The sequence below is a fragment of the Clostridium estertheticum genome (assembly GCF_011065935.2).
Classification (GTDB): domain Bacteria; phylum Bacillota; class Clostridia; order Clostridiales; family Clostridiaceae; genus Clostridium_AD; species Clostridium_AD estertheticum_A.
Genome location: NZ_JAAMNH020000001.1, coordinates 1,333,196 through 1,356,972, shown reverse-complemented (window position 1 = coordinate 1,356,972; position 23,777 = coordinate 1,333,196). Strand labels below are relative to the sequence as shown.

The 23,777-nt window shown below is 31.3% G+C and carries 22 protein-coding genes and 2 pseudogenes; 8 read left to right on the top strand and 16 right to left on the bottom strand.

The features are described from left to right. Window positions 1-23 precede the first annotated feature (23 nt). From G9F72_RS06285 to G9F72_RS27550, 3 genes and pseudogenes are all read right to left on the bottom strand, one after another. Window positions 24-1,235, bottom strand: coding sequence for a YecA family protein (locus G9F72_RS06285; protein ID WP_164956481.1), 1,212 nt, complete (start codon window positions 1,233-1,235; stop codon window positions 24-26). A gap of 573 nt (window positions 1,236-1,808) precedes the next feature. Then, entirely contained in the window at window positions 1,809-2,672 is an 864-nt protein-coding gene (locus G9F72_RS06280; RefSeq protein WP_164956480.1) for a MerR family transcriptional regulator, read from the bottom strand. A gap of 131 nt (window positions 2,673-2,803) precedes the next feature. Next, window positions 2,804-2,884: pseudogene (locus G9F72_RS27550) on the bottom strand (6-phospho-beta-glucosidase); the annotation flags it as partial. Here G9F72_RS27550 and G9F72_RS06275 point away from each other — a divergent pair. Then, window positions 2,885-3,054, top strand: a pseudogene (locus tag G9F72_RS06275) (family 1 glycosylhydrolase); the annotation flags it as partial. Window positions 3,055-3,186: 132 nt separating this feature from the next. On the opposite strand, the gene G9F72_RS06270 reads toward G9F72_RS06275, so the two are convergent. From G9F72_RS06270 to G9F72_RS06225, 10 genes are all read right to left on the bottom strand, one after another. Next, complete coding sequence (locus G9F72_RS06270; RefSeq protein ID WP_164956478.1) at window positions 3,187-5,274, bottom strand: methyl-accepting chemotaxis protein; 2,088 nt, start codon at window positions 5,272-5,274, stop codon at window positions 3,187-3,189. Between the two features lie 249 nt (window positions 5,275-5,523). Continuing rightward, window positions 5,524-7,449, bottom strand: coding sequence for an FAD-dependent oxidoreductase (locus tag G9F72_RS06265; protein ID WP_164956477.1), 1,926 nt, complete (start codon window positions 7,447-7,449; stop codon window positions 5,524-5,526). Between the two features lie 291 nt (window positions 7,450-7,740). After that, window positions 7,741-8,523: a DeoR/GlpR family DNA-binding transcription regulator gene (locus G9F72_RS06260; RefSeq protein ID WP_164956475.1), complete on the bottom strand. Its 783-nt coding sequence runs from the start codon at window positions 8,521-8,523 to the stop codon at window positions 7,741-7,743. 19 nt (window positions 8,524-8,542) lie between these two features. Beyond that, complete coding sequence (locus G9F72_RS06255; protein WP_164956474.1) at window positions 8,543-9,355, bottom strand: alkaline phosphatase family protein; 813 nt, start codon at window positions 9,353-9,355, stop codon at window positions 8,543-8,545. 63 nt (window positions 9,356-9,418) lie between these two features. Next, a complete protein-coding gene (locus tag G9F72_RS06250; RefSeq protein WP_164956473.1) occupies window positions 9,419-10,444 on the bottom strand; it encodes an ABC transporter ATP-binding protein in 1,026 nt (341 codons plus the stop codon). Window positions 10,445-10,456: 12 nt separating this feature from the next. Next, window positions 10,457-11,248, bottom strand: a complete 792-nt coding sequence (locus G9F72_RS06245; RefSeq protein ID WP_164956471.1) for an ABC transporter permease — start codon at window positions 11,246-11,248, stop codon at window positions 10,457-10,459. Between the two features lie 3 nt (window positions 11,249-11,251). Beyond that, the gene (locus G9F72_RS06240; RefSeq protein ID WP_164956469.1) at window positions 11,252-12,097 is read right to left on the bottom strand and encodes an ABC transporter permease; all 846 of its coding nucleotides are present in this window, start codon (window positions 12,095-12,097) and stop codon (window positions 11,252-11,254) included. Between the two features lie 39 nt (window positions 12,098-12,136). Continuing rightward, complete coding sequence (locus G9F72_RS06235; RefSeq protein ID WP_164956467.1) at window positions 12,137-13,222, bottom strand: ABC transporter substrate-binding protein; 1,086 nt, start codon at window positions 13,220-13,222, stop codon at window positions 12,137-12,139. 29 nt (window positions 13,223-13,251) lie between these two features. Next, window positions 13,252-14,052, bottom strand: a complete 801-nt coding sequence (locus G9F72_RS06230) for a histidinol-phosphatase HisJ family protein (RefSeq protein ID WP_164956465.1) — start codon at window positions 14,050-14,052, stop codon at window positions 13,252-13,254. A 287-nt stretch (window positions 14,053-14,339) separates the two neighbouring features. Beyond that, window positions 14,340-14,936 (bottom strand): TetR/AcrR family transcriptional regulator, encoded by a 597-nt coding sequence (locus G9F72_RS06225; protein ID WP_164956463.1) that lies wholly within the window; start codon window positions 14,934-14,936, stop codon window positions 14,340-14,342. Between the two features lie 289 nt (window positions 14,937-15,225). Between G9F72_RS06225 and G9F72_RS06220 the strand changes: the two genes are divergently transcribed. Together G9F72_RS06220 and G9F72_RS06215 are read left to right on the top strand one after the other, a co-directional pair. After that, entirely contained in the window at window positions 15,226-16,074 is an 849-nt protein-coding gene (locus G9F72_RS06220; protein WP_202054831.1) for a hypothetical protein, read from the top strand. Between the two features lie 80 nt (window positions 16,075-16,154). After that, on the top strand, window positions 16,155-17,363 hold the full coding sequence (locus G9F72_RS06215; protein ID WP_164956461.1) for a DUF5692 family protein: 1,209 nt from the start codon (window positions 16,155-16,157) through the stop codon (window positions 17,361-17,363). A gap of 57 nt (window positions 17,364-17,420) precedes the next feature. Here G9F72_RS06215 and G9F72_RS06210 read toward each other — a convergent pair whose 3' ends face one another. Then, complete coding sequence (locus G9F72_RS06210) at window positions 17,421-17,717, bottom strand: DUF2651 family protein (protein WP_164956460.1); 297 nt, start codon at window positions 17,715-17,717, stop codon at window positions 17,421-17,423. A 310-nt stretch (window positions 17,718-18,027) separates the two neighbouring features. Between G9F72_RS06210 and G9F72_RS06205 the strand changes: the two genes are divergently transcribed. Next, a complete protein-coding gene (locus G9F72_RS06205; RefSeq protein WP_164956458.1) occupies window positions 18,028-18,342 on the top strand; it encodes a hypothetical protein in 315 nt (104 codons plus the stop codon). Between the two features lie 152 nt (window positions 18,343-18,494). Here the strand turns inward: G9F72_RS06205 and G9F72_RS06200 are convergent, their stop codons facing one another. Next, a complete protein-coding gene (locus tag G9F72_RS06200) occupies window positions 18,495-19,940 on the bottom strand; it encodes a DEAD/DEAH box helicase (protein WP_164956457.1) in 1,446 nt (481 codons plus the stop codon). Between the two features lie 53 nt (window positions 19,941-19,993). Then, window positions 19,994-20,845, bottom strand: a complete 852-nt coding sequence (locus tag G9F72_RS06195; protein ID WP_164956456.1) for a DUF1186 domain-containing protein — start codon at window positions 20,843-20,845, stop codon at window positions 19,994-19,996. A gap of 233 nt (window positions 20,846-21,078) precedes the next feature. On the opposite strand from G9F72_RS06195, the gene G9F72_RS06190 reads away from it, so the two are divergent. The 4 genes from G9F72_RS06190 to G9F72_RS06175 all read left to right on the top strand — a co-directional run bounded on the left by G9F72_RS06190 (window position 21,079) and on the right by G9F72_RS06175 (window position 23,726). Then, window positions 21,079-21,651: a sigma-70 family RNA polymerase sigma factor gene (locus G9F72_RS06190; RefSeq protein ID WP_164956455.1), complete on the top strand. Its 573-nt coding sequence runs from the start codon at window positions 21,079-21,081 to the stop codon at window positions 21,649-21,651. Beyond that, window positions 21,641-21,958 carry a hypothetical protein gene (locus G9F72_RS06185; protein ID WP_164956454.1) on the top strand — a complete coding sequence of 106 codons (318 nt, stop codon included), beginning with the start codon at window positions 21,641-21,643 and terminating at the stop codon, window positions 21,956-21,958. The genes G9F72_RS06190 and G9F72_RS06185 overlap by 11 nt, the downstream gene beginning before the upstream one ends. Continuing rightward, on the top strand, window positions 21,959-22,435 hold the full coding sequence (locus G9F72_RS06180) for a zinc ribbon domain-containing protein (protein WP_164956453.1): 477 nt from the start codon (window positions 21,959-21,961) through the stop codon (window positions 22,433-22,435). Between the two features lie 169 nt (window positions 22,436-22,604). Continuing rightward, window positions 22,605-23,726 carry a serine hydrolase domain-containing protein gene (locus G9F72_RS06175; RefSeq protein WP_164956452.1) on the top strand — a complete coding sequence of 374 codons (1,122 nt, stop codon included), beginning with the start codon at window positions 22,605-22,607 and terminating at the stop codon, window positions 23,724-23,726. The last annotated feature ends 51 nt before the right edge of the window (window positions 23,727-23,777 follow it).

Genomic DNA, 23,777 nt, shown 5'->3' with positions numbered 1-23,777 from the left:
CTTTTCTTTAGAAATTCAGAAAACTATTTTAAACAGCAATTCTTATATTTCTTACCACTGCCACAGGGACAAGGATCATTTCTACCAATTTTATTATTTAAAGCCTGTGTAGTATTTGAAGTCTGTTTAGTATTATCTGGAACGGACTGCAGATGACTTTTTTCTGCATTACCTACCTGACTTGGACTATGCCCTTTTAAAACCCATTGTATAGAATTATTATAAACAGCAATAATTAGCTCTACCACTTCATTCAGCTGTTCTAGATCTTCTAACTCAAAATTTGATGAAAACTCTTTTACTATCTCATTAAAATCACGACCAATTTTAAAATTAAATTTAATGTCTTCAATGTATCCCATGACTTGTTCTTTTGAAATTTCAAAATTATCACACAGATAATTAATTAGTTTTCTATCATATTCATTCCACTCCACGAAATCAGATTTAGAGGCATCTATTACTTGCTTTTCAATAAGCGAAAGATAATCCAAATTGCTTTTCATTTTATGCTGAGAAATTAACTCATCTATATCCATAATATCTTCTAAATACCAGTGATCCTTATGAAAATACAGTTCATTATCTTTTATTGAACTTTCATATATAATATTAAAAATAGTAACCATACCCAAGTCTTTTTTAATATAATTAGTTATCATCTCATGTGCTTTATGGGAAGGTATTGCCCCATAATAAAATAAAAGACCCTTTAAAAGCACAGTTACCTTTTCATTTTGCTTTATTTCAGCCACAATAGTTATGTCGTTTATTAATGAATTAATACCTTCTAATATATCTTCAGGTATAAAAATATAATTTTGATCATTGCTATCTTTAAAACAGCCTATAATACCAAATCGTCTTAAGTAAGAGAATCCCTTAAATAATTCCTCTTTATATTTTAATATACCCTTATGTTTTACCATGTTTTTAACTAATTTATATTCAATATCCGTAAATTTTTTCAATATTTCGGGGAGTAATCTTTTAATATTAACCTCAAGAGCCTCAGCAAGCTTTTGCTTATTTAATGAGCTGATACCTGAAATATGTAAATCCTTCCTTATATCATCCAAATCATTTTTAGTATATGTAGCAAGTGTTTCATTTAATGACACCTGTTTGTTTAAGCTTGCAAAGCTTTTATAAAAGCTTTTAATTCTTAATTCTTCTAAATATTCAATAGAGTGCTCAAAGTTATTTATTAAATTGTTTAGTTGATTACGGTTCATTTTTATCACCACCAATTACTTTATTATATCGTTTTTTCTTACCTTATGCACTATTTACCTAAAAACTATAATTAGCATTCTATAAATTTAATTCGAAAACAACATTATTATTTTTGATTTTTTTAGTGTTCACACAATATTAATTATTATTTAAAAATAACTCTTTACAAATACATATTACCATGCTATTATGTATTTATAAACAAGATTTAAACCAATATAAAAAGTGGAAATGATTCCACTTAGATATTTACTTTCATTAGATAAACCAAATAATTTGCTAATAGAAAGGGGATAGTCCAATGGTTCAGATTAAATTTTTAGAGGGTAGTACAAATTTATAAGTAAGAGGTCTTTAAGATATGTAAAAGACATAGAACAATACTTTAATTAAAAAAATAATTACTATGCTCGACTTAGTTAAAAATTAAATATAATATATATTAAAAGGTAGTTCGTAAAATGAACTACCTTTTTTCATAAGCTTTTTCTACTCTAAATTATGCTTTAATCCAATCAATCCCATATTCATTCAAACTATTACCCCTCAAGTTTTTTGTTTCTTTTATTTTATTAGCCCTTCAACTTTTCTTTCATCATTTTTTCACTATTTTTCAAATTCAATTCATAATCTTCAATTGCTACTGTAACCTCTGTAATATATCTGCTGTCATCTTTTGTTGCAAGAATACTGACAATGTAATTCTCATAGCCTTTTCCGGTAATTGTAAAGCCTTTCGATTCTATATACTCACGTAGCTTCTCATAGGTGTCATCTAGTTCACAATATGAACCATAATGATAGGTACAAACATACCATCCTGCTGGTTTCAATTTAAAATATTGATCCTCTACCTTGGTATCAATTGCTGCAAACATTTCATCAGAATTAAAATCCGCAGATGAGTCAAGTGTTGATATACATCCTAAATCCCAAGAAAATACACTTAAATTATTTACTATGTATTCTGTTATTTTCGATATAGTTAAGGTGTAATTCGGCAATCCATTGAAATTTTGCACAGGCATCACAATCAAATACTGTTCCGGTAAATACTTTAGGCTATATTCGTCCCCCTCTTTTGAATTCTCTATCTGCTTTATGTGAACAAGGTTTTTGTGTAGGTTTTTGTCTATTGCTTGTAGATTCACAATTTTGTTTTTAATTTCAGCGATTTGACTTTCTAATATGGCAATAGTTTTCTCTGCTGTTCTACTTTCAAGATGTACGCTGATTTCCTTTAGTGGTATTCCTGTTTCTTTGAGTGATAAAATTAGGTATAAGAGGTCTAATTGCTCTAAGGCATAATATCTATATCCGTTATTTTCATCTACATATTTGGGTTTTAGAACACCCATTCTATCGTAAAAAAGCAGTGCTTGTTTAGTAATGTTGAACATTTTACAGACCTGTCCAGATGTAAATCGCAATTCCATTTCATTTCCTCCATAACTTCATAAACTCAGAATAAACTATATGCTTTATGCTGAATTATGTCAATATCACTATCTTTAATATAATCCTCAAGAAATACCATTGATTAGAGAAATTACTGCAATTGCTCTTGCCCATTTTCAACAATAAATGGAGGTACTTGATACCTATCATACAAGTTATTTAAGGATATTCAAAGTCCTACAGGATCTATGGAGTGGAACTTATGGGATATACTCCTTGGGGATGTATTGACACAATATCAGCATTAACTGGAGAAATGAAGAAAAGATATGGTTTCATTTATGTTGATAAAGATACTGAAGGAAATGGAACATTAAATAGAAGTAAAAAAAGAGTTTTTATTGGTATAAGCTGCCATAAAGAAAATATATTCTGAGGATGGAGCTGTGGTTGTGATTCTATTTGGTTTAGGTGCTTATATGAATGCAAAAATGGCAGTAGAAAGCAGTATTAATGGGAGTTTAGAAGATATAAAAATATACTTCTAAAGTTTTACAAAGTAAATTTACCTACAATTTTATCTAATACAACTACTAATTCTTTTAATTCTTCTGCGGTTTCTGATACAGTTTTAATTGCAGCTTCTTGCTGCTCCATAGTTGCAGCCACTTCCTGCGTAGATGCTGCAGCTTCCTCCGTTATTGCAGATATTCCTTGTATAGCGTCAACTATATCCTCTTTTCCACTATCTAATGTATTCATGCTAGACGCAATGCACTGTATTTTTGATTTAGTATTATATATTGCTTCTCCGATAACCTCAAAGGCTTCTGTAGATGTTATCATTACAATATTTGCTTGTTTAACAGTATTTTTAGCTTCATCCATATTGTGTTTGCCTAAACTTATTTCATCTTGAATTTGCTTTACTATATCATCTATTTCATGTGTAGATTTAGCTGTTTTTTCTGCTAGCTTTCTAATCTCCTCTGCTACAACTGCAAAGCCTTTCCCACTTTCACCTGCTCTTGCTGCTTCAATTGCAGCATTTAAAGCTAGTAGATTTGTCTGACTTGCAATAGATTGAATGGTACTTATAATTTTCCCTATTAAGCTTGATTTATCTGATAGTTCTTCTATATTATTCGCAACTTTTTCAGTAGCTTGTACATTTAATCCAAGCTTTACATTAAGTTCTTTAATTGCATTACTACCCTTCTCTTGCATTTTTTCCATTTCTATTGAATATTCTTTAAGATTAGTAATACTAACCACAACTTCTTCTATCTCGCCGGCAAGTATATTCAATTTATATGAGCCATCCTGAGCCTCTGCCGCTTGTTCAATAGCTCCCTTAGCTAATTCTTCAACAGTTTGCGCCACAACAGTAATAGAATATGTTGTTTCCTCCGCATTGACAGAAATAGTATTTGAATATTCTAATACCTCAGCAGAATCCTTCTTTAATTCTTCAACGACCTTTATTAATTCTTCCCTTAGTTCTATTAAACTATTTCCCATAAAGCCTATTTCATCTTTGCTGCATAGCATTTGGTTAAGATTCTTGTCATTATACGTTAAGTCTAGCTTAGCTAATTTACCTATAAACCTTGTTGCAACTTCTATTGGTCTAGATATTTTCCTGCCAATAACTAATGCAATAATTATTGAAATTATAAATCCTAGAGCTATAATTAAAACAATAATATATATTGAATTATTTAAATTCTTGAACACTTCTGAGCTAGGCACTTTCACTCCCATAATTTGACCATTATTCAAAGTATAATAACCTATCATCTGCTTATGTCCTTCAAAATTTGTCTCGAGCACCATTGATTTTTTATTTCTTAATTCATTAGTTATAAATTTATATTTTCCATTTTCTAAGGCATCTAGTTTATCAGTAGATTTTTTCTTTCCATCAACTATAAAATTATATTCCTTATCTAGCAAAAATGCAGAACCAGTATCATATATCTTTGTATTTAAAATTATCTCTCTCAAACTTTCAAAGGAAATATCCATACCTGTAACTCCAACTAATTCATTATTAGCATATACTGGCATGGTATAAGATATCACATTTATTTTACGTACTGGGTCTATACAAGGTTTTGACCACACTCCTAGTTTAGCCTTAATTGAGCTATAATACCAATCCATAGCGGCATTGCTTTCCTTAAAATCTTCTAAATTTAAACCATCATTAGCCATCCAGCTTTGCTTTTTCTGCTCCTCATAATTATAAGCTACATCATAAGTCTTACTTCCACCTGTAAATTTAGGATCAAAAATTATATATAGCGCTACAATCCCATTATTGCTATCACCTAAACTCTTCATTAAAGAACTTATCTGTTTTTCGTATGTGTTTATATAGCTCGGGTCTTTAACCTTAGAAACTTCTATTGTGTCTAAAACTAGTCCAGATAACTCCTTCACAGTGTTTTCCACTTTTGTAGTGTGTACTGTGTATTCATTTCCTCTACTAGAAGCTATATTTAATAGTTTCTCTGTGGCTTCCTGCTTAATTATACTTGTGGATTTAACAATGCTTGTAATTCCCACAATTGCTGATACTAAAATCGAACAACTCACTATAGCAATAACTATTTTAGTGCTAACTTTATTTTTCATTGAAATCCCCTCCTTGAAATAATTCCATTATCCTTTGAATATAGTCCGACAAAACACTGATTTGATTATCAGTTTTTAACGAAGATGTGTATATCGTAGATTACATTTCATAAAAATATAAAAAAACAATATTTAGAAAAAAGCCCCAAATAGGGGCTTAGATTCATATGTTGTTTTTTATGCTTTAAAAATAAAGTTTTTTAATTATGATACCCATGTATATAGATTAGCTTTTAAAGTAATGCACCTTTATTTACCTAACGCATGTTTCGCTGCATTTTCACCTGCTATACGGCCAGAATTATATGCAAATCCTAGAGTACCACCCTCAAACATACTATAGCTGTTTCCATACATTCCACCAGCATCTGATCCTGCAACCCAAAGTCCTGGAATAGGTTTATCCTTTGCATTAACTGCTTGAATATTTTCGTTAATCTTAACGCCACCTATAGTTCCAAGCATTCTTGTAGTAATCTTCATAGCATAATAAGGTCCTTTGTCCAATTTATATAGATACTTTGGATTTTTAAAGAATTGTGTGTCTTTTCCATTAGCAGTCATTTCAGTATATTTTTTTATTGATGTATCAAAGGTTTGTTTATCCATGCCCGCTTTTTGTCCTAATTCTTCAATTGAACTTCCTTTAACAACTTCCCCTGCTTTTACACCCTCTTCTAAGAATGGTTGTAAATCATATGGTGTCTCTTGCCACTTGTTTAGTATTTCTGTATCAACGGGTTCATTAAACTCCATATATTTTTGTGGTTTGTTTTTCCATTTTCCGTAAATATCTGCTAAAGCAATAAAACCCTTCTGTTTTACTGTATCAACAGTATCCTGATTAAATATTACCCATGCCATACCGCCGGGCTGCTCATATAAAACATTTCCTGCCACTGCATACTCAAAGGTAGCTTCCTCATTACAGAAACGATTTCCATCCTTATTCACCCATAAAAGTGGAGAACTTGCTAATGACCACACATCACCAGCTGTTTCCATAGTTTCTGCCTCAGGTCCTGCATTTATAAAGAAAAACTGACCTACATGACTCCCAGACTCCGCAGCGCCTGCCTTCCAAGCCATCTTGATACCATCACCTTTTGCAGAATTAATAGCACCTAATCTTGCTTTTTCACCAAAATTTTCCTTCATCATTTCAGCATTTCCGCCATAACCGCCTGTGGCAATAACAACAGATTTTGAAGAAATATTTAGTTTTGTACCATCTAACTGTTGTGCAATAACTCCCGTTACTTCACCTTGCTTGTTTTTTATAAGTTGCTCACCAGTTGTATCAAACAATATTTTTCCGCCTTTTTTCTCAATAGAAGCTTGCAAATTCATAATTCCTTTAGTTCCTCCATCTGTATATCCTACAAATGTTTTTGGATCATTTATATGAGTTGGTTGTCCACCTACCCCTGGATCTGCCATATTCAAATTGCAACCATTTTTAATAAGCCAATCCACAGTGGAACCAGATTTATCTATAATTGCTCTTACAAGATTACCATCTGCTCTACCGTTACTATTCTCCATATATTTTTTATATAGCCACTCTGAAGCATCTGGTATCCCAGCTGCTTTTTGCAATGAGTTACCATTTGAAAACATTCCTCCTGCCACAGTACCTGCACCTGCTGGTATAGATGTTTTCTCTAATACAAGTACCTTTGCTCCTGAATCAACTGCTGCAAGTGCTGCTGAAGTACCTGCTGCTCCTGCACCAACAACAACCACATCTACAGACATGTTCTCTGTTTTTCCAATATTGGGCTTGTCTCTTTTTATTTTGAGTTTCTGTGGATCTACCCCAGCTTGCTTTGAACAATCTGCAACAGCATTAAGAACAGCCTCACTTGCCTCCGATGCTCCTGATACCATATCCACTTCAAGGCTTTGATTTTCAACAATCTTTTTTGGCATTCGCTCATTTACAGCTTCCCCTATTCCGGCTGTTTCAGAACTCTCCAATACTTTTACTGATACAATCTTATCATCACTAAACTGTGTTTCAACCTTGACTGGCCCATTATGTCCTATTGCTGTACCCGTATATGTACCTGCTTTAAATTTGATTTCCGATTTGGATTTTGATGAACAACTGATCATAAAGACACTGCTCAGTATACATAACAAAAAACAAATCATTTTTTTACTTACATTCATTCGTATTTCCTCCCCCTTTTACTGCTAAATCCACAATATATTTACCTCTCCACTATAAACTATATAGTTAGAGTATAGTCAATAAGCAATTTGTAAAGTTATGGATGAAATATTAGTAGCAAATAGTTACTTTAAAAGTTTTGCAAAGATTATCAACTTTTATTATGCTCATTGTAAACATCTCCTTTTTCAAAAAAATAAAGCCTCAAAAACAAATCTCTAAATTGAGACTCGTCCTTCACGCTTTTTCCCTAAAAGTGTAGATATACTCCTGTATTTTCTAAATTGTTTTTATGCTTTAATCCAATCAATCCCATATTCATTCAAACTATTACCCCATTCATTAGGAGCCTCAACATCAGAAACTATTACATTAACATTTTCAATATCAGCTATTTTATAAAAATTTCTTACTCCAATTTTAGAGTGGTCCGCAACTATTATAACTTCCTTAGAATTTTCCATTATTTTTTTTGAAAGGTTAGACTCATTAACATCATAGCCCGTTAGTCCATTTTGAAGACTTACGCCACCAACTCCAATGAATGCCTTATCTACATAGAAATTCTTCAAAAGATTTTCACTTATAGGTCCAACGCAGGATAATTGATCAGAATTAATTTCCCCACCTAGAAAAATTATCTTTCCATCAAAAATTCCTTTATTTTTAAAGTCTATGATTATATTAAGTCCCGCTACTGTATTTAGTAAAATTGTTAGATTTCTCTTATTCTTTACATGATAAAGTATTTCACAGGTTGTAGTTCCAGCATCTATAGTTATTATATCATTATCATTTATTAAACTTGCTGCTTTCTGTCCTATTCTTTGTTTTTCTTCTCTATATACATTTCTTTTTTGAATATGAGAAGGTTCCTTTCTATCAAATGAAATTTTAATTGCTCCGCCATGAATTCTCTTTAATTTATATTCAGCCTCTAGTGTATCTAAATCTCGCCTAATAGTTTCTGTAGTAACTCCAAATTTCTTTGCAAGTTGTGTAACTGATACTTTTTCATAATTATCTAATTCATACAATATAAAATTTTTTCTTTCATCTAAAAAAACTGCCAATTTAATCACCTTTACCCAATTATTTTAATCCTATAAACTTTTCCTTTATCATTTTTTCACTAGGAGCTAGCCCTAACATTCTGCATATTGTTGGTGCAATTAATAGTTGATTTATTTCACAACAATCAGCATCAACAAATTGTTCTCCTATGGTCCACATTGGAACATGTCTTTCATCATCTTCTATCCCGCCATGATCACAATCAGAATTCATTCCATGATCCGCAGTAATTATGATTTGGTAACCCTGCTCCATCCAGGTTAGCACAAAATTTGATAATATACTATCAACCTCTAATGCTTTTTTTCTATACTCCTTAGACCCAGAAGAATATAAATGACCAAAGAAATCTATATTCATAGAATGTATAAATAAAAAGTCTGGATCACAAGTTTTTCTTATGTACTCACCATCTAAAAACAAATGACTATCTGGGTAAGCATCATCAAAGTAAAACATACCATTTTGAATATTCATTGTAGGATCATTTTGGATTCTATCATCCATATAATTAAAGGGTGATTTGTTGTAAAGCTCACTTACCCAATGGTATGCAGCTGCACCTGTCTTTAATTCTGATTTTTTTGCTATACTAAATATACTTTCTTCAATAGATCTTCTATTAACACTATTGTTAGTAATTCCATGCTCTATTGGGTTTGTTCCTGTTAATATAGTCTCATATAACGGTCTAGACAAACTGGGGAGTGCAGATACTACCTTGTATAATTGAGCCTTTTTCATTTCTACAAGATGATTCAAAAATCCCATTCTAGATCTGCCTGTGTCATAATTTAATCCATCTAGTAATACCAATATAACTTTATTCATTTTTGCCTCCTATTATTAAATAACTTGCTTTTATTTTATATCACTATATTGTTTCTCCACTATTTATGCTGTAAGAAATATACATTGCTTTTTAGGTACAAATATATTTACTTTATCTCCCAGGCTTATATCTAAAGTATCATAAATATCATTATTAATAACATCTATATTCATGGTAAGATTATCTTTTCTAGTTTCATATCTTATTACATTCCCTATTATTGAAACATCCGTGACGATGCAATCTTTTAAATTATATTCTACATCATTTCCCAGTTCTTCTTTGGTTATTTGTATTACTTCAGGTCTTATTGCAACTTCACTAGTATTTATATTTTTCTTGAAATATTGCTCAAAATCATCTTTACTAAGCACGTTATAATTCCCAATAAATCTCGCTATAAATGAAGTCTTAGGATTATTATATATTTCTTTAGGCATGCCGCTTTGTTCTATTATACCATTATTCATTACATGCACTTTATCAGAAATAATCATTGCTTCTTCTTGGTCGTGGGTTACAAATACACTTGTTATATCCAATTCTCTTTGGATTTTTTTAATTTGTATTTGTAAGGTTTTTCTAATTTTCCTATCTAATGCACTAAGAGGTTCATCAAAAAGTAGTATTTTAGGTTCTAATATTATGGAGCGTGCTAAAGCAACACGCTGCTGCTGACCACCTGACAGTTCATGCGTATATGAATATATTTTATCTTGCAGTTCAACTAATTTTAAAACTTCTTTAACTTTTTTATCTATATCATTTTTGTTCATTTTTCTTAGCTTTAAACCAAAAGCTACATTATCATAAACATTCATATTAGGGAAAAGGACATATTGTTGAAATACCATACCTACATCTCTATTTCTTGGCTCTTTGTTTGTTATATCCTCTCCATCAACTATAATGGAGCCGGAATCTATACTTTCAAGTCCCGCAATACTTTTAAGAAGAGTACTTTTACCACTTCCACTAGGACCGAGCAACGTAACTAATTGCCCTTTTTCAATACACAATGAAGTTTTCTTTAATACCTTTAGGTCTCCAAAACTCTTTTCAACATCCTTTATAATTAAAAAACTCATTTTATTCCACCTCTACCTTTGTACTTTTTGTGTTTGTATGCCTTTGCTTAAATTTAACCCAATATAAGATATTGCGAGGATAATTGAAAAATATGTTGTAACCAATGCACTGGAAATATGACCGGATTCCCTAAGCATTTTATATAGCATTATTTGTATTGTTTCATATCTTCCACCAATAAGAAGATTAATTAATGTAAATTCACCAAACAATGTTGAGAATGATAATAAAACGGAAACCTTTATTCCAGGCATTATGTTTGCAACAACTACTTTTGTAAAGGCTTTTATCTTTGTTGCTCCTAGTAGTTCACACGCTTCAACTAACTGTTTAACATTTATATTTCTTAAACTATTTCTAATTCCTTGATACATAAATGGTAGTATAAATACTGTATAAGCAAATATAAGCAGCCATACTGAATCACCAAAAGCATTGGAAAACAATTTAATTAAAGCAATTGCAAGTACTACTCCTGGGATTACATAAGGCAATAATACTATGGTCTGTAATATCTTTTCAACTTTTGGTAAATACACAGTTACTACAAAAAGTGCTAGAAGTATCGCAACCAAACTAATTATTACTGGAACTATAGACACAAACAGTGAACGTCCCATAGCATCCCAGAATCTCGTATCACTAAATAAACTTTTATACCAGTTTAGTGTATATGATGGAGGTAATATTGTCTTATACCATTCACTTGCTATAGAATATACAAAGGTTGCTATTATGGGAAGTAAAAGATAAATCATAAGTACCCCTATTATTGTTTTGTGCAACCACATTTTCTTTTTCATATATTATCCTCTCTTTATGTATTTACTCATTTTTTCATTTATTATCATCATACTTATCGTAGTTATTCCAAGGATTACTGCTAATGCACCAGCAAGCTGAGGCTCGGGCATTATATCACCAACTACCAAGGCACCGATTCTTATAGTTAATAAATTATAATTCCTTCCTACCAAAGCATATGCCGTAGCATAAGCACCCATAGCATTTGCAAATAAAATACTTAGTGTTCCTACTATACTTGGAAGTAATACTGGTATGCCGATTTTAGTCCAGAATTGAGTTGAATTTGCTCCAAGTAACATTGCAGATTGTCTCCATTCTTTTTTTATACCTAAGAATGATGGATATAAAACCATTATAGCTAGTGGTATTTGGAAATAAACATAGGTTATAATAAGCCCTATCCAGGAATATAAATTAAAATTATTTAATCCGTTTAATCCAAAATGTTTAAATAATAGAACAAACATACCTGTGTTTCCAAGAAGTACAATATATCCAAAAGCTAGTGGAACACCTGAATAATTTGAAGTCATATTTAATATTGTAATAATACTATTTTGTACTTTTTCACTAAAATTAGAAATAGAATAAGCACATACTAAAGCAATTATAAGCCCAATTAAACTAGAAATTAGTGATATTTGAATACTATTGCTTATTGCTTTTAAATAAAACATATTAGTAAGTGATGTTTTATAATTTTCTAAAGTAAAACTACCACTGCCACTCTTAAAGCTGTCTATAATCATCATAATACTTGGCAATAACAAGAATAACAAAGTTATTACCACAAAAGGTATTAAAGCTTGTACTATAAACAATAATGATTTTTTATTTTTAAACATTTACGCTACCTCTTTCTAATACAGTAATGGATATCTAACTTATTTAATGTTAACTAAAACTTGTTCTTGCCATAACTGTGGAAGATTTTTAACTGTTTTATTCCATGTATTATAATCTACTGATTTAACATTTTTATATTGATCAGTTGGTATTAACTTAGCTTTAACATCCTCTGGTAGCTTTACATCTTCACGTACAGGTTTTGCAAATCCCCTTGCTAAATTAATTTGTCCTTCATTACTAAATATATATTCACGAGTAAGCATTGCGGCATACGGATGCAGCGCGTATTTATTTATTATAGTTGAATATCCTGTACGAACACTTCCTTCACTTGGGATACATACATCAAATCTCTTTGGATCAATCTTTTCTCTATAACCTAATCCATTAAAATCCCAAACAAGAGTAACCTTAACTTCTCCTTTTTCAATACTTGCTAAATCATTTTTGTTAACAACTAGTCTCCCTTGCTTTGCAAGTTTTGCAAAGAAATCAAGACCTGGCTGAATATTAATTTCATCTCCTCCAAAAGCTTTAGCAGCTGCTAAAACAGCCATTTGTGATTGATTCCCCCCAGCAACATCATCAATAGTTACTTTATAATCTCCATTTAAAATATCTTTGAAAGATTTCGGAGGATTTTTAACTAAATCTTTATTCGTTAAAATAGACATTGTGCCTGTATAGGCTACCATCCAATTGCCCTCTTTATCCTTAGCCCAGTCTGGTACACTTTTCCAATATGAAGTCTTATATGGTAATGTCAACCCTTTTTCCACTGCTACAGGAGCAAACGCCGCACCTACATCACCAATATCAGCTGTTGGATTTTTCTTTTCAGCTTCAAATTTTGCAATCTCTTCAGCGCTTGATAAATCTGTATCTGAATGGTTAATTGAATATTTTACTTTTAAGTCGTTCCATGTACCCTTCCAGTTTGCCCAGCTATCTGGCATACCAACACTTACAACCTGTCCCTCACTCTTTGCCAATGTAGTTAATTCTGCCACACTAATGTTTTGTTTTATTGTTTTTTGTTCTACCTTTTTTCCACAGCCCACCATTGAAGTGGTTACAATAATTGATGCAAGCATTACCGTTAAAAGTTTTTTATAATTCATAATAAAACCTCCATAGTATGTAATTTGTATTATATTTTTATAAAATTTAGTTTTCTGTTTTTATATGTTGTAATTTCACTAAACCCAATTTCTTTAAGCTGCACTATTGCTTTATCAAAATCTGCATACAAATCCTTTAAAACATGAGCATCTGATCCTAATGTAATAATTTTTCCACCAAGTTCAAAATATCTTCTTAATATTTCCGGACTAGGATGCATGGAACTTAGCTTGTATCTTAATCCTGATGTATTAAGCTCAATACCTTTTCCCTTTTTTATTATCATTGACAATATCTCATCTAATATATCCTTATAATCTTCATATCTTATGGTCTTATTTTCAAAATCTCCATATCTAACTATAAAATCTAAATGTCCAATCACATCAAAATTATCAAAGTTCTCAATAGTATATTTAATGCTTTTAAAATATGCTCTGTAACCTTCTTCTTGACTTCGCCCTTTAAACAAATCACCCTTGTCGAGCTCTGCCCCATTCCAGGCATGTATTGAACATATTACAAAATCAAAGTCGTAAGAGTTTAATAATTCATTTATTCTTTCATTTAAACCTGGCTGATATCCCACTTCAATTCCTACAAGGATATCCATCTCACTATATTGAATTGCAAGTTTTTCAAGAACTTCTATGTACTTTTTATAATCTACTTCAAAACATATATCCACACTTGGATAATCAAAGTCCACATGGTCCGTAAACATTACTTCTTTTAATCCTAGCTGCGCAGCTCTATTAATAATACCATCCATGGGTGTACTGCAATCACCTGAAAATTCTGTATGAACATGATGATCTGTAATCTTCATTTGTTGCCTCCTTCTATTCAACTTACAATTACATTATAGGAATCCCATGTTAAATCAACATTAAGTAAATGTTTGTTTGTTGTTAAATCTTTGTTTTTATTATTACTTTGTGTCTTAATCCAAACATAAAAACAACATTCAACATATTTTTCTTTAAAAACCACATGTAGTCACAACCTATTTACTTAAAACAAAATATAAAAGCCTAAACCCCAATTCAAAGCGAATCAAGATTTAGGCTCATATTCTATTTAATTTAATTTTATAAGTTTCTCTACAAATTTATTTTATATCTCAGCCAATTGGTCCAAAAACTTTGGAATTCCCTCTTTAAGAATCTGATGATATACCTCTAAAATGTCATCCAATTCAGCGGGATTCGCACCGAGTAGAAGTTGCATTACAATGCCATCGATGGCTCCAATAAGTAAGGATGACAATGCCTTATTATATTTGGTTGGTGCTTTTCCATACATATGCTGCATTAACTCCTCTGTCCTACATACCCATTCTTGATATTTTTCCTTAAATTTTTCCTTAAGTTCAGAATTGCCTTGAATGGCTTCCTGAGCCAGATATAACTGAATACGATTTTCGTCAGTCTTTTCAAATCGTTTAACTATATTGTCAAAGATTTCTTCAACAAGCTCCTCACGACTGCGGTTTACTCCCTTACTTTCCTCAGCTATTCGCAGTGTTTCCGAAAGGCTCTCATCCATAACTTCATAGAGAATATCTTCCTTGCTGCTATAATAATGGTATATAGCCCCGGTGCTAAGACCTGCCTCTTCAGCAATGCCTCTCATGGTGGCGCCCGCTATACCACTTCGACTAATTACACTCTTCGCCGCCTGAATAATTCGTGATTTCCCCTCTATTGACATGCGTTTTCCACCTCCAAACCTATTGTTTTCACTCCCATTATAGCATATTGCTTACATTTTTCGACTATATTAAAATACAATACTTCCTCACATTTAATAATATAGAATTTTTTTACAGTTATATATTGACATTAACATTAAAAATGCTATAATAATTATTATACCGAACGCTTGTTATGTTTTCGTTTACATTTTAAGAAATACAACTATATTCATCTTACTTCGCAGAATACTAAATATTAGTATCCTGTGCATTTTGTGGTCTGTCAAAAAAAAGGGGGACATTATCATGAACATTCCTGTATGGAAGTATGTGCTTTCCATGGCTTCTTACTTTACACTACTCCTAGTTATAGTAGGTTGCATGCGCAAATACTATAAGTTTTCAAACTGGTTCTGGCTTGCATCATTATTAACTTTCCCGATCTGGCTTATGTCAGGAGGCGTAGTAGGCTGGTTTCGTTGGTTTAAAATCATAAGCGTTATCCTTCCCACCATCTTTTTAGGATTTTCTCGAGTTGCCGCCTATGAAAAAAGGCAAGGTAAGTTTTGGACAGCCCTTCAAAAGGACTGGGTGCTTGGTGTACTATTTGGCGTGCTATTCCTTAATATCATGGAAGCCACTGTAAAAGACTTGCAAACAGGCAACTACTTCAACTCACTCTGTGGTTTCCTACTTTGCGTAACCATGCCCTATGCTCCAAAATTTTGGAAGCTATCCACAGACCAGGGCGACCGTGGTGATCTACTGGCATACACTACAATTGCTTGGAACTTCCTATATACAACCTGGAATCTATGCTTCGTATATGGTGAAAGTCATAATTTCTTTGCAAGTTCAGTATGTATCCTTTTGGCGGCAGAAATATATCCACTTATCAAAGGACGTCCAGAACTTTATATTACTGCTAGGGTATACACACTCGCAACACACATGCTATTTCGTGCCTGCCTACCTAACCTGTTCCCTGCACTCATGGATTCTTCAGCGTGGTTTAACCCAAATGTCTTAAAATACTGGGGTTTCATAAACGCAATATTGATTATACCATATGTATTCTGGCACACTTGGCAGCTTCACACAGGAAAATCCGGGGCCAGCTTCCGTCGTGGCAAAGTTGAATCCATAAGTTCATAAGCTACTTATACTATTAGAATTTTAAATTGGGGGTTATGAGTTAAAAAAATTTGTTAATAAATAAAGGGGGGCGTTTTTCTATGAAAAAAATCAAAATGGCTGTTAAAACCTTTGTCATTAGTATCTTTTTATTTATGGTTATGGTGACTTCAGCATCTGCGAAACCTAGTAATGAGTTTACTGCTAATAATCATCCAAATCTAGGAACTTGGCAAGGAATTGTAGATGGGAAACAAGGAGAAGGGTCATTTTTTTATCGATTTAATTTTCGTGAGGATGGCACGGTTACAGTTATTAAGCAAAATGGCGGTCATGATGAAAAAGAAGATAAAACTTGGAAGAAAAGTGGAGATAATCTTAAAATAACTAGTGGTCCAAATGCCAATATAGTTGATTTTGATAAAGGTGAGCAGGTTTTATTTAAATTCATTGATGCTAAAACCATTGCATATAAAGATGGTTTTTACGAGACTGATTTTAAAGAACATAAAAATGGTATAGCATTTGTTCATTGGATATTAATCTTAGTAGTTTTAATGGCTCTTAATGAAATCTTTAGAAGATTTAAATTTCCAACTATAATATTCTACTTTATTTTACCCTTTGCACTAATACCCTTATGGGCTAGTCATGGAGTAAGTTATTGGTTTAAATGGGCGAAAGTATACTCTGTTGTAACGGCATGTATATGGTTTACATGTATGAGGTATACAAAACTGAGCAAAAGGGTATTTCCTAGATTAATCGCTGGAATGTTTATAGCACTAAATATTACTGAAGCTGTAACCCAGGATTTCTCACTAGGATTTGCACCAAATATTTTAAATGGAATTGCAGGTATTCTTTCTATTATCACACTCTTCTATGGATGGAAGGGCATACATATCGATAATAGCAAGGAGCATGACATGGTTTGGCCTAAGATGACTGTTTTGTGGATACTCGCTTATGATGTCTGGAACTTTGTTTTCGTATATCTAAACTTCCCAGGCTCTGCATCAGCACAGTTTATGGTAATTCTTTCTTGTACTATTCCATCACTCTTTATTAAAAAAGGTACTTGGCTCCAGGCTCGTGCCTTCACTTTAGCAGCATGGTTCATGTATTATTTCACAGCCCCTCGTTTTACAGAATCAATGGAGCTTCATGTACCCAGAAATGCCTCATTAAGCATGACAGTAGCACTGATTAGTATTACTTTAAATATTTTATGTGCTGTAGCCTTCTTTAGAAATATGCGTAATGATAAGAATGATTCTAAGGATAAACTGTTCGGTATTACTATGTAATTCATATGTAATAAATAGCAACAAAAACTATATGAGTTTTTGTTGCTATTTTATGATTTATTCCTTTAAATTCTTTATTTTGTTAATTGCTCCTTCTTTATGTATAATGATTAAATCTCCAAGAAGTGTTCCAAGCATAGAAATTAAGGTATATATAAAACACCAAATTAGAAAACTTGAATTATATATAGTAAATGCTACAATTGACCAAAACACAAAATTAATCAGTAAAATAACAAGCATTCTCCTAAAAATAAGTTGTAGTACTAAAGACGTTAGAATAATTAATAATGGGTATGTGAACAAAATCATTTCCATTGATTCATTGGTATAAATATTAAAGATGTCAAACATATCATTATCACCGCCTTCATTTATCTTTGTATTTAAAGTTTACTTATTTTTTTATATAATACAACGCATGAAACTCATAACGCATATTATAATGCATAAACGGAATATAAAAGGTAAAAAACTCTTAATTAAATATTAAATTGCAAAAAACTACAATTCCCATAATATCATACAGTAGATTTATTGTAGGGTCTCATTACTCTGCTTACCAAATATATTACGAAAGTAAATAAGATATTTGAATATTTTTATTGATTAAAAACAACTCTATATAATATATAGTAAATTTAAATTTGTGAGGTGCGTCCATATGATAACAAAAACTGATTCAACCTGCTTAACCTGGCATGAAGTTTTAATAAAGAGTGGAATTAATCCAGAAATATCAAAATCATTGATTGGATTTACATCATGGAACCAAAAGGAACTTCCTGATAAACTTGGTAAACATATTACAGATATTTTAAAAGAATATAGCGGAAAAGTAATTGTAAAAGATGTTATTGGTACTAAATATAACGATATGGGATTATTATTTTTAAATAATGATATGCCCGAAGATGTAGCAACTTATGTTTTTGATACAATTATGGCATATGAGCAAGAAGATGTTTATGATATTTAATAAATAAATTACGCAACTTAGGAACATGAAATAAACCAGTACACTTATACTGGTTTTTTATCTATCTTAAAATATAATAAGTTTCTGACAACATTTCCTGAAAAAACAAAATAGATAGTTAGGCTCACTATTGCATGTTTTTAAAAAAATATTTACATATCCACTTTACTTACAGTCCGAAGCCTTCCTTTGATAGGTTTATCTTGTAATTCCTCAAAAACCAATTCACCTTTATTATTTAATATTTCTACAAAAGTAGATATATCAACTATATTGATGATTCCTATATCATCCTTTGTCATGCCCTCAATACTGCAAAGAGTACCTACTATATCCATGGCCCTCATCTTTGTTTTCTTACCTGCATTAATATGTAATTTCATGATTTCTTTGCTTAGCTCCGCGCCTTTTGCTTCTTTAATTTCAGGTCTTGTATTCATCTTGTCTTCAAATTCTTCTTTGGCATCATCTACAGCTTCCACTTCTGGTTTTGTCTTAAGTGGAATCTCTTTACCGATATATTCCTCTATATCTTCTAGGAATCTACTTTCATTTCGGGTCACAAAAGTAATTGCATGACCGAGCTTTCCTATACGCCCAGTTCTCCCTATCCTATGAACATAGCTTTCTTTATCTTCAGGTATATCATAATTTATTACAAGAGTAATGTCATCTATATCTATCCCTCTAGCTGCGACATCCGTAGCTACTAAATATCTAAAATAACCACTCTTAAAATCATTCATTACTCTTAATCTATCACTTTGTTCCATACCGCCATGTATTTTCTTACAAGTATAATGAAGCTTTACCATCTCATTATAAACCTCATCTACCTTTATTTTTGTATTGCAAAATACCATACAGCTATCTGGGTTTTCTACTACTGTTATATCGCTTAAAAGCTTTATTTTACCCTGTTCATTTACGTCATATCTTTCTTGACATATTCTATCTGCCGCTTTATTTTGGTCCTCTATGTCAATGCGGATAGGGTCTTTCATGTATCTTCTGCATAAATTCTCTATATCTTTTGGCATTGTAGCTGACAATAACATGGTCACACGCTCTTTTGGAAGGCCCCTTATTATTGTTTCTATCTGATCTACAAATCCCATATTAAGCATTTCATCAGCTTCATCTATTACAAGATACTTTATATTTGATGTATCAAAGGTTCCTTTATCCAAATGGTCCATAATACGACCAGGTGTTCCAACTACTACATGTGTTTTTTGTGAAAGTTCTTTTTTCTGATTATAGAAAGGGGACTGCCCATAAATTGCAGCTACTTTAAGTCTCTTAAATCTACCTATATTAAAAATATCTTCTTTGACTTGGATAGCAAGTTCTCTTGTTGGTGTAATCACTATTGCTTGAGGTTTATTTTCTTCCCAATCTACAAGCTCACAAATAGGAATGCCATAGGCTGCAGTCTTACCGCTTCCTGTTTGAGACTTTACTACTACATCCTTTTTCGCCAGCACAGCAGGTATAACCTGCTGCTGGACTTTTGTTAAATCTTTGAAATTCAACATAGTAATTGCTTTTAATAAGTCACTGCTTAATTTATAATCCTCAAAATTTGCTTTTATCATTAGATCATCTCATTTCTTATATTTCCATTAATCTTAGAACCTCTAGATTGTTATTATTTTTTTCTTTGCTTCTTTTTAGTAGCTTTTACCTGCTTTTTATTTTTCTTATTTTTATTGTTTTTATTCATCTTGTTAATTCCTTGCATAAATTGTGATTTAGTCTCACTGCTCTTAGTAAAACATCTCCAGCACCCTAACTCTTCTATAGTATCCACAACAAATGAATATCCTTCATCTTTTAGTTTTGGGAATTTTGTTTTATCATGGATTTTAATAGCTCCATCTACTTCTTCTAAAGATATGCACTCCTCATCTATTAATTCATCTGCATAAGCTTTTTTTATGTGTTCATATAATTCACTAGGACCTACTTCACAAGAATCATATATAAGCTCATTCCAAACTTGTGAAAATTCCCTTTCAAGTTTTCCTTCAAATAAACTTTTGTAGTATTCAAGAACTTCATTTTGAGATATAACACCTTCTCCTAGTAGTACAATAAAGGATTTGATAGCAGCACATCTAACGTATTCATTAACTTCGCTATCTTCCACTAATTTTTTTATTGACTCCGTGTCTCCACCACAAACTGAGGCTAAAATTTTATGTAAATCCTCTGTAAGAAAATCACCGAAAATATCATCTGGGATTTCCTTTGGTAAACTGATTAAATCTATAATTGGCATAAAACTTTGCTTTTCTTTAAACTGTGCCAACAAGAAAGTGGCATATATATGTGCAAAATAATTGGGTTTTTCTAAAATCTCCTCATAATTTTCTTTGGCATTTATTAATATCTGAAGTAACTCAGGTATAAATTCTTCCCTGTGGTTTATTATTTCCTTTAATTGTACTTCTGGAAACTTCCCATTATTATACTCAATTTCTTTAATTAATTCATTCATTAAATAAAACTCCTTCTTCATTTGAATTTTTATTAAATTCCCCATTACTGATTCCAGGTTGGAACTTAACTTATGACTGTACTTTACACTTTATTATATCCTGTTTTCTTATATTGTGCACTATTTACCTAAACACTATAATTAACTTCTATAGATTTAATCAAAATATTTTTATTAATTTAGTGAACCTTTTATATTCACGTACGTAGTTAATAGTGAAAGGGGGCAAGGTTTTGGATGATAAGTTTATTTGGGAAATTTTTGATACTGATAAAAATCAAGGTCTCCACCTATTTATAGAAAAATATAAAACTCCTCTTTATAAGCTTTGTGTAAATTTGCATAAAAATAATACTAATGCTGAAGATTTATTTCAAGATACTTGGATAAAAACTTTTAAATATATGAATGACTTTGACAGAAGTAAGAATTTTGAACCTTGGCTCTTTACAATTGCTGTTAATCTATACAGGGATACTTATAGAAAGGTTAAAAGATGGTTTTCAAAATCTATAGATTTCTTTGATACTAATGAAAAAAACATTGTAATGGATAATATAAAGGCAACTACTTATCTTCCTGAGGAGTCTTATGATAACTTTCAAAATAAGCAGCAGTTACGAAATGCTATCAATAATTTAAAAGATGAATACAAAATGGTAATTATACTATTTTACTACAATGGACTAAAGCAAAATGAAATTTCAGAAATTCTTAAAATACCGGTAGGAACTGTAAAATCCAGATTAAATAAATCTAAAAAATTATTAAAACAATATATGGAGGGCAATAACTATGGAGGATAAATATTTAGAAGATCTTCTCTATGAGCTAGGTAATGAAGATATTAATCTTCCTATAAATTTAGTTCAAAATACCAAAGAAAAAATAAATAACAAGCACTTTTTATCTATACTATGTTTATCAATTTTTTTAAATCTTATTTCAACTATAAGTTTAATTGTTATCGTATATTTTAAGTTTAATTTTAAAGGTGTTATAGGCTTGTTTATTTTATGGAGTTTTATTTCAAGCTTATCTATATTACCTGTAGTATTTATTAATGGACAGTCCAAATTAAAATTCACAAGCAGTATACGAGGAGTGATTTAAATGAAAAATTCAAAAAAACTGTTTTTTGTTCTTATAACATTACTTTCCCTATTCATATTATCTATTGTTATTCTAGGAATATTTGGTGTAGCCTCAGATTATAATTATGCAAATGGAAATATTTCCGAAATAATTCCCCCACTTATAATACTACCTTTAATGTTTATATTATTCTTTGGAACAATTTTTTTAATTGGGCGTTTTGTATTTAAAGATTCAAAGCAAAGAGGTATGGATCCTTGGCTCTGGACCACAATAGCAATATTTGTTCCAAACCTCATAGGTTTAATAATATATCTAGTAGTAAGGACTTCCTACACTAAAAAAATCTGCACAAGCTGTGGAAAACCAGTAGATGAACACTTTATGAATTGCCCCTTCTGTGGATATAAACTTAAAGAGAATTGTAATTCCTGTGGAAGCGCTGTAGATCCAGAATGGAATGTTTGTCCCAAATGTGCCGCTAAATTAAAGTAAATATTAAAAAGGGGCTGTCTCAAAATGATTATAAAATCATTTGAAGAGGCAACCCCTTTTTCTAATTAATTCTTGCCACATTTCTATGAATTTTTAAACTTGCTAATATAGTTTTCTAATGTTAAAATTGTATTTTAAGTTAAAAAATGTATTTACAAGGAGATGTAACATGAAAAAAACAGTAATATTTAGTATCATTGCAATTTTATCCACGCCTCTATTTATCGGTTGTGGAGCTAAAAATAATGATAAGAGTTCCGTTGCTACTAATAATAAGGATTCCGTTGTTAATGCTGAAAATGAAAAATCAAAAGATGTAAATTCAAAAACTGATGCATTGTTTACTGATTTCTTTGGTGCAGGTAAATTCAGCGGGTATGTGTATATTACTAAAAATGACTCCATTATTCTAGACAAAGGTTATGGAAAGGCAGATTTTGAAAAGGGAATAAGCAATACAGCTCAAACTAAATTTGATTTAGCTTCTTTAACAAAGCAATTTACTGCACTTTCTATTATGCAGCTCCAAGAAAAAAAATTGCTTAACGTTAATGATAAAATTGATAAATATTTACCTCAGTTTCCACATGGAAATGAAATAACAATTCATCAATTATTAAATCATACTTCAGGATTGCCAGAACATCCTGAAAAATTTGATATAAGAAAATTTAGACCTTCAAATAAAATAGACAATGCTGCTGCGAAAAAAATGGAAGTAACTCTAGCCTTCACACCAGGCTCAAGTTTTAGTTATAGCAATACAGGATATATTTTATTAGGTTATATTATCGAAAAAACATCTGGTAAAACTTTAGATGCCTATTTTGCTGAAAATATTTTCAGCCCACTAGATATGAAAAATACAGGCTTTAAGAATGAAAATTCATCTATTGATAACTTGGCTGTAGGGTATTTATCTTATAAAAAAGATAAAGCAGAAACATCTTGGACTGAAACAAATGTTGGAGTAGTCCGTGGATCTTCAGGGCTCTGTTCTACTGTAGAAGATTTGATAAAATGGGATAAGGCTTTGACAAATAAAAAACTTATAAATAAAGAATCCTATGACAAAATGTATACACCTTATGAAAATAATTATGGCTATGGCTGGTATGTATATAAAGATTCAAATGAAAAGTGTTACTACGAGCATTACGGAGTAGGTACCGGATATAGAAGCTATATTCTTAGAAATGTAGAAGCAAATACTACAGCTATAATTGTAAGCAATTTCGGAGATGTGCCTTTTGGGGAGATAACCTCTTTATTAAAGGATTATATTAAATAAAAGGAGCTACCCCTAAATAGAAAATACTTTCTATTTAGAGATAGCTCCTTT

Coding starts and splice junctions, on each gene's coding strand:
- G9F72_RS06265 (WP_164956477.1), bottom strand. CDS start 7,449: ATGAATGTAAGTAAAAAAATGATTTGTTTTTTGTTATGTATACTGAGC.
- G9F72_RS06250 (WP_164956473.1), bottom strand. CDS start 10,444: ATGAGTTTTTTAATTATAAAGGATGTTGAAAAGAGTTTTGGAGACCTA.
- G9F72_RS06230 (WP_164956465.1), bottom strand. CDS start 14,052: ATGAAGATTACAGATCATCATGTTCATACAGAATTTTCAGGTGATTGC.
- G9F72_RS06180 (WP_164956453.1), top strand. CDS start 21,959: ATGAAAAATTCAAAAAAACTGTTTTTTGTTCTTATAACATTACTTTCC.
- G9F72_RS06225 (WP_164956463.1), bottom strand. CDS start 14,936: ATGTCAATAGAGGGGAAATCACGAATTATTCAGGCGGCGAAGAGTGTA.
- G9F72_RS06255 (WP_164956474.1), bottom strand. CDS start 9,355: ATGAATAAAGTTATATTGGTATTACTAGATGGATTAAATTATGACACA.
- G9F72_RS06270 (WP_164956478.1), bottom strand. CDS start 5,274: ATGAAAAATAAAGTTAGCACTAAAATAGTTATTGCTATAGTGAGTTGT.
- G9F72_RS06235 (WP_164956467.1), bottom strand. CDS start 13,222: ATGAATTATAAAAAACTTTTAACGGTAATGCTTGCATCAATTATTGTA.
- G9F72_RS06220 (WP_202054831.1), top strand. CDS start 15,226: ATGAACATTCCTGTATGGAAGTATGTGCTTTCCATGGCTTCTTACTTT.
- G9F72_RS06200 (WP_164956457.1), bottom strand. CDS start 19,940: ATGATAAAAGCAAATTTTGAGGATTATAAATTAAGCAGTGACTTATTA.
- G9F72_RS06205 (WP_164956458.1), top strand. CDS start 18,028: ATGATAACAAAAACTGATTCAACCTGCTTAACCTGGCATGAAGTTTTA.
- G9F72_RS06215 (WP_164956461.1), top strand. CDS start 16,155: ATGAAAAAAATCAAAATGGCTGTTAAAACCTTTGTCATTAGTATCTTT.
- G9F72_RS06245 (WP_164956471.1), bottom strand. CDS start 11,248: ATGAAAAAGAAAATGTGGTTGCACAAAACAATAATAGGGGTACTTATG.
- G9F72_RS06195 (WP_164956456.1), bottom strand. CDS start 20,845: ATGAATGAATTAATTAAAGAAATTGAGTATAATAATGGGAAGTTTCCA.
- G9F72_RS06240 (WP_164956469.1), bottom strand. CDS start 12,097: ATGTTTAAAAATAAAAAATCATTATTGTTTATAGTACAAGCTTTAATA.
- G9F72_RS06280 (WP_164956480.1), bottom strand. CDS start 2,672: ATGGAATTGCGATTTACATCTGGACAGGTCTGTAAAATGTTCAACATT.
- G9F72_RS06175 (WP_164956452.1), top strand. CDS start 22,605: ATGAAAAAAACAGTAATATTTAGTATCATTGCAATTTTATCCACGCCT.
- G9F72_RS06210 (WP_164956460.1), bottom strand. CDS start 17,717: ATGTTTGACATCTTTAATATTTATACCAATGAATCAATGGAAATGATT.
- G9F72_RS06185 (WP_164956454.1), top strand. CDS start 21,641: ATGGAGGATAAATATTTAGAAGATCTTCTCTATGAGCTAGGTAATGAA.
- G9F72_RS06285 (WP_164956481.1), bottom strand. CDS start 1,235: ATGAACCGTAATCAACTAAACAATTTAATAAATAACTTTGAGCACTCT.